7 protein-coding genes are annotated in these 6,479 nt (G+C 47.7%); 2 read left to right on the top strand and 5 right to left on the bottom strand.

Annotated elements, in window-relative coordinates:
• Window positions 1–44 precede the first annotated feature (44 nt).
• The 5 genes from ABWO75_RS04535 to ABWO75_RS04555 all read right to left on the bottom strand — a co-directional run bounded on the left by ABWO75_RS04535 (window position 45) and on the right by ABWO75_RS04555 (window position 5,390).
• Window positions 45–740, bottom strand: a complete 696-nt coding sequence (locus ABWO75_RS04535; RefSeq protein WP_353183013.1) for a response regulator transcription factor — start codon at window positions 738–740, stop codon at window positions 45–47.
• Window positions 741–785: 45 nt separating this feature from the next.
• Window positions 786–2,603 carry a sensor histidine kinase gene (locus tag ABWO75_RS04540; RefSeq protein WP_353183015.1) on the bottom strand — a complete coding sequence of 606 codons (1,818 nt, stop codon included), beginning with the start codon at window positions 2,601–2,603 and terminating at the stop codon, window positions 786–788.
• A gap of 93 nt (window positions 2,604–2,696) precedes the next feature.
• Window positions 2,697–3,422, bottom strand: a complete 726-nt coding sequence (locus ABWO75_RS04545; protein ID WP_353183017.1) for a TylF/MycF/NovP-related O-methyltransferase — start codon at window positions 3,420–3,422, stop codon at window positions 2,697–2,699.
• Window positions 3,423–3,430: 8 nt separating this feature from the next.
• The gene (pyk, locus tag ABWO75_RS04550) at window positions 3,431–4,861 is read right to left on the bottom strand and encodes a pyruvate kinase (RefSeq protein ID WP_353183019.1); all 1,431 of its coding nucleotides are present in this window, start codon (window positions 4,859–4,861) and stop codon (window positions 3,431–3,433) included.
• 106 nt (window positions 4,862–4,967) lie between these two features.
• A complete protein-coding gene (locus tag ABWO75_RS04555) occupies window positions 4,968–5,390 on the bottom strand; it encodes an IPExxxVDY family protein (protein WP_353183022.1) in 423 nt (140 codons plus the stop codon).
• Between the two features lie 271 nt (window positions 5,391–5,661).
• Here ABWO75_RS04555 and ABWO75_RS04560 point away from each other — a divergent pair, with 271 nt between their 5' ends.
• Window positions 5,662–5,898 (top strand): acyl carrier protein, encoded by a 237-nt coding sequence (locus ABWO75_RS04560; RefSeq protein ID WP_079717265.1) that lies wholly within the window; start codon window positions 5,662–5,664, stop codon window positions 5,896–5,898.
• A gap of 27 nt (window positions 5,899–5,925) precedes the next feature.
• The coding region (locus tag ABWO75_RS04565) for a beta-ketoacyl synthase N-terminal-like domain-containing protein (RefSeq protein WP_353183024.1) at window positions 5,926–6,479 on the top strand (554 nt) is incomplete at its 3' end.

The following is a 6,479-nucleotide window of genomic DNA, read 5'->3' on the forward strand; positions in this document are numbered from 1 at the left end:
AATATCGGCAATAAGATTGAATTACACAAAATTTTTTGCCGCAATCAGTTCACCAGCAGCTTATATCCCTTGCCATGTACGTTCACGATTTCGACTTTAGGGTCATCGCGCAGGTATTTGCGCAGCTTACTTAAAAAGACATCCATGCTGCGGCCATTGAAATAATTGTCGTCATGCCATATTTTAAGTAACGCCTCCTCCCTTGTGAGCACGTCATTTTTTTTCAGGCAGAGCAAGCGCAGCAACTCCGCTTCCTTGGTGGACAGCTTCTGCGTATGTCCCTTATAGGCAATCTGCTGAGCCACATAATCGAAGTAATAGTCGCCAATCTCAAAATTATCCGGCAGTTCTTCTTCCACCGTCGATTTTTCCCTGGATGCACGCTTAAGCAATGCCTGGATGCGGAGTAGCAGCTCTTCCACGCGGAACGGCTTGGTGATGTAATCATCGCCACCGAGGCCGAATGCCTCGGTCTTGTCTTCCATCATTCCCTTCGCAGTTGCGAAAATGATGGGAATATCGGCGTTCGTTTTCCGGATTTCACGACCCAGCGTAAACCCATCTTTCCGGGGCATCATAACATCCAGGATACACAAGTCAAATACCCCTTTATTGAATTCGCGCAGGGCTTCATCGCCGTCCTTACAAAGCGTTACCCCGAATTTGCCTTTCAGCTCGAGGTAGTCCTTTAGGATATCACCTAAGTTGGGGTCGTCTTCAGCTAATAGAATTTTTTGCATATCGTTCGTACAAGATCATGCTGCATGGGTAGAGCAACGGTGATACTATCCCTTAAGCGGTAATATTACATCGAATGTGGTTCCCTTATCCTTATCACTTTTTACCTGCACCTTGCCCCCCAACCGCTTGACAATGTCATTCACATAACTTAACCCTAAACCGAACCCTTTTACATCATGCCGGTTGCCGGTTGGAATCCGGTAAAACTGATCGAATATTTTTGCTAATTGGTCTTTATTCATTCCAATACCGTTATCGGTAACGGTAATCATTAATTGCTTGCCGATGGTTTTGGTTCTGACGGTGATCTCCGGATCACCTTTGCTATATTTTATCGCGTTATCCACTAAATTAAACAAAACGTTGGAAAGATGCAACTCATCACCCACTACAATTGCATCGCTGGCATCCAGGTGCATATGGACCTGTGCCCCGTGCTTTTGCAGTTGCAGGTCCATGCTGTCAATCACCGCTTGGGCCAGTTCATTGATGTCGACCTCCTGATGTTCCAGCTTCAGGTTATCTTTCTCCAACCGGGCAATATTAAGCACCCGCTCAATATGGCTTCCAAGGCGTACGTTTTCGTCGTATATGATGCCGGCCAGCCGCTGTAGGCGGGATTGGTCAGCCGAAATCTCGGGGTCCTTCAATGATTCACTTGCAATCATAATGGTCGCAACCGGTGTCTTGAATTCATGCGTCATGTTGTTGATGAAATCTGTTTTCATCTCCGAAATCTTCTTCTGCCGCACCATCGTAAAAATGGTATAGGCAAAACAACCTACCAGTACGAGGAGCAGGGCGACGGAGGAAAACAGCATAACCGCCATGTTACTCATCAATATGGCGCTCTTGCTGGGAAAGTAAATGGAAAGCCGTCCGGGCGACTGTTCACTGTCGGCCTGGAACAGTGCTGTCGAATACACACTTTCCGAGGCCGGCTGTACTTCACTGAAGCTGGCGAAACTATATACCGTATGGTTGTTATTTTTGATTTCCAGGTTAAAGGGCGATCGAATGTCCCGTTTTATCAGTTCCCGCTGCAATTCATTTTTGATGTATGCCGCATTAATCCGCTCATTAAAAGGACGCTTAGCCAGTTCGATCTCGGCGGCAAATCCCTCTACCATCAGCGGGTCTTTTCCGCTTAATACGGCAATGGTATCCAGCAACGTATTGGCCTGAAGCAATTTAAGCTGCTGTTCCATATGGTCGATCTGCCGCTCCATTTTAATGTCCTTCCGGGGAGGGAGCGCCTTTACCGTGTAATTGAGGCTCCTTGCCGCGTATCGTTGCTGTCCGAGAATGATTAGGTAACGCAGGCTGTCGTCTTTTGCCTTCTGCATGGGCACCGGCTTGGTAGCGTACACGCGTACCGTATTATCGCTCCGCTGAAAGGTGCCGTCAGCTACGGAGTTGACGTCTACGTTAACCTGCAAAAATTCCTGGTTGCGCTCATCCTTGATATAGGTTTCATAGAATTCGTTGCTTTCGATGGGTATCACCACCGGAAAACGGTCATACAGCTCCTGCTCCTGTTGCTTGAAGGCCAAGTAATATTCCGCCTGCCGGTCGCGCATGTGCTCGATGTCAGTCTGAATCCGGAGCTGCTCCTTCAGCCGACGCTGTTCTCGTTCGTACTTTTCCCGGTTTTTATGCTGCTGTGCCATGGCAAACTCCATAACCTCGCGCTTCTCAGCTTTCGATGCGACCGTGGTAAGTGCCGCATTTACCGACTCGTCAAACAACTGGGCCTTCTGGATATACGACTGCCGGATGAAAAAATACTGCATCGCCACCACACCCAGCAGTGCGATGGTCATTAAGCCGATGATCAAGCCGATGCTTTTTTTATGCCTCATTCCAGACAAAAATACACAAGCCTAAAGGCAAAACGGAGCTTTTAACATATTTTAACAAGAAACAAATCAGCGCATTGCAGGTCATGGCCGGTGTTAGCCGGCTTTGGTGACATGTAGTTTCCGGCCCATTGGGATAAACCGGTACCCCGCCTTCTTATCGCCAAAATATTCGTCGACGGCATGGCGGCAACCCGACCATTCGTAATAGTCATCAAAAATCAGTCGCCCCCCCGCCACCAAATTCGGCACTATTTCCCGCAGACATACCATGACCGATTCATACCAGTCGCAGTCGATATGCGCAAATGCGACGGGTTCATTAATCGTGAGTGTGTTTTCGAAATAGCCTTTGATCAGGCTGATGTTATTCGGTTCAGGAGCCACATGATGGCGGGTCAGGTTCGCTGCAACGACTGTTTCCAGGTTCTCGGTATATCCGTAATACAGGTTTCCGCCAATGCCCTGCGACCGCCCGTTCTTTATTTCCCGGTACCGGGCATGTACATCGGCATCGTCTTTATCGGACGGTGGCGGAATCATGCCGAAAGCATCGTATATCCGGAACGGCCGCTGCACAGCTTTCGCCTTGCCGATGGCAATGGCAGATCCCCCGAGCGCACATCCCGCTTCAATAAAAAGGCCGGAAATTCCGGCTTTTTCTATTGACTTAGCAGCGTCGTACAGATTGAACAGGTCCTTCGTCGCCAAATAGGTCAGGTGGTCGGTCTTGATCTTCATCAAATCCGCTTTTTCCCTGTTGGTTAAGGCATACAGGCGGGCCTGTACCCACGTAAGAAAGTGTTCCGCATTCAGCTGCATAGACGGGATTATTCCATTTCCGTAACTTTAATTGTATTGGTACGCCCCTTTTTATGTAATGGTGTGGATGCCGTATTGATTACGATCTGGCCGGTATCCACCAGCCTTTTCTCCTTCAGCAGCGAGTTAACGTCGTTGATACTGCCATCGGTGCTTTCGAATTTATCGTAAAAAAAGGTGCGGACACCCCAGAGCAGACTGAGGGTGTTAAGCAACACCGTATTGCCGGTAAAAATATAAATATCGGCGTTCGGACGATAACTGGATATTTCAAATGCGGTATACCCCGAAAAGGTCATGGCCACAATGGCCGAGGCATTAGTCTTCTCGGCCAGGTAGATCGATGAGCTGCAAATGGCATCGGGTATCCGTGATTCGACGATCTGCTCGGGTCTTTTTGCAATATAATAGGGATAAGAGGTTTGTTCGACGTGTACAATGATCTTACTCATCGTTTCAATGACAATTTCCGGAAATTCCCCAACCGAGGTTTCGCCACTGAGCATGACCGCATCTGCACCGTCGAGCACTGAATTGGCCACATCGTTTACCTCAGCCCGTGTAGGCCGCGGTGTCGTGATCATGCTCTCCAACATCTGGGTAGCAATGATCACCGGTTTTGCCGCGTCGCGGCACTTCTTAACGATCATTTTTTGCAGTACCGGCACGTCTTCCATGGGCATTTCCACACCGAGGTCGCCCCGGGCCACCATGATTCCATCCGTAACGGAAATGATCTCGTCAATGTTTTCAATCGCTTCGGGCTTTTCGATTTTGGCGATGACACGCGCTGTCTTCTTTTTATCCTTGATAATTTCCTTAAGCCGCCGGATATCGTCCGCCGTCCGTACAAACGACATCCCGATCCACTCCACATCGTGTTCAAGCACAAAGCTGAGGTTATCAAGATCCTCTTCGGTAAGACTGGGAATGGAAACCTTGGTGTTTGGCAGGTTTACGCCTTTGCGCGAGGTGAGCACGCCTCCGTGTACCACTTCGCACCGTACCGTATCAACATGATTGGTATGCAGCACCCGCAGCTGTATTTTTCCGTCATCAAGCAGGATGATCTCGCCCGTTTTTACATCCTTCGGAAAGTCCGGATAGGTAATGTACACCCGTTGCTCATTACCGATAAGCTCGTTGGTCGTGATCTCCACTTCGGCATTATTGAGCAGTATGGCGCCGCCTTCCTTCATTTTGCCAATCCGGATTTTAGGGCCCTGCAAGTCGGCCAGGATGGCGATATTCAACTGGTGCTCTTTGCTGATTTCCCGAATGGTTTTGATGACGGCGAGGTGGTCAGCCTGGCTGCCATGCGAGAAGTTGAGCCGGCATACATCAACCCCTTTCGCGATCATGCTGGTTAATGTTTCCTTTTTGGCTGACGCCGGACCCAAAGTGGCTACAATTTTAGTTCGCTTTTGAACCTTTTCCATGTAATATCCTTTTTATTTAATTGCACACGCTGTTGTGATGTGCTGAATCAATTCGTTTTACTGCAGCTATGCCGAGTGTGAAAGATACACTTTCTAAATTACGTGGCTAAAATATCAGATTTTCTTTGGATTTCAATCGTTGGGGGGATATTTCGCTGGCGACTACAACCTCCGGAATCGACGCAACGGCTTCCTGCAATGCTTCCAGGTCTTCCTCATCGATAAAATTCCGCACCAGAAAAAAATAATCCGAATGTTTCATTTCGGGAACAAGTACCCCGCCTTCCGCACTCCGATTGGCCAACAGGTAATATTCCGTCTCCGTTGCCTCGGAAAGGGCTGCATATCGGCTAAAATACCGATGCCCTTCGGACGAAGAAAGCCAGATTTCGTGGTCGTCGACCTTGGCTAAATCCAATCCGGCATACTTATTAATGAAGTAGCATAACCGGTAATCTTTAAGGGAGGAGGTGATCGCGATCAGGATGAAATCTAAGTCTAATTCGTATTTTAATGTAACTTTATTCAAAGTATTTTTCTATATTCATCGCAAAATTACAAAAACAAAAAGGATTAGCATGGCATTATACTAAAAAGATAATGGTATTGCAGACGCAGCAGTTAAGGGGGAGTCAACCAATTAAACATAAACACCAAAACAGGGCGCACAGGACTTTTACACAGGGCGGTCCGCGCGGTCTGGAATGCCGGTTTAACCGGCGAAAATCAAAAACGTTTTACTATTTGCCGAAATTTATTTTTCTTTGCACAGATTTATTAAACAATTAAACTATAAAATCATGTCTGATATCGCATCAAGAGTTAAAGCAATCATCGTTGAAAAGCTAGGTGTAGACGAAAACGAAGTGACCCCGGAAGCTTCATTCACCAACGATTTGGGCGCCGACTCACTCGACACCGTGGAGTTGATTATGGAATTCGAAAAGGAATTCAACGTAGCAATCCCCGATGACCAAGCTGAAACCATCAGCACGGTAGGACAAGCAATCGCTTATTTAGAAAAAAACGTTAACTAACTAAATTCATTAGGCCAATCGTAATAAATGGAGCTTAAAAGAGTAGTAGTAACAGGGTTAGGTGCGCTTACTCCTATTGGGAATACCGTCCCGGAATTTTGGGATAACCTAATTAAAGGGGTAAGCGGCGCTGCTCCTATTACCCGATTTGACGCTTCGAAGTTTAAAACCCGCTTTGCCTGTGAGGTAAAAGGTTTTAATGCCGAAGATTTTATGGAGCGTAAGGAAGCACGCAAAGTAGATCCATTTGTGCATTATGCGTTGGCCGCTACAGACGAAGCCGTTGCGGATGCCGCACTGCAGTTTGACAAGCTAGACACCAACCGCATCGGCGTGATCTGGGGTGCAGGTATCGGCGGGTTGAAGACCTTCCTCGATGAGGTAAGCAACTTTGCCAATGGTGACGGTACGCCGCGCTTCAATCCTTTTTTCATTCCCAAGATGATCCTGGACATCGCTCCGGGACACATCTCGATGCGCTATGGCTTGCATGGCCTTAATTTTTCGACTGTATCCGCTTGCGCCTCTTCTACGAATGCCCTGATCGATTCCCTTAATTATATCCGGACCGGATATGCCGA

It is taken from the genome of Parapedobacter lycopersici, assembly GCF_040395035.1.
Lineage (GTDB): Bacteria > Bacteroidota > Bacteroidia > Sphingobacteriales > Sphingobacteriaceae > Parapedobacter > Parapedobacter lycopersici_A.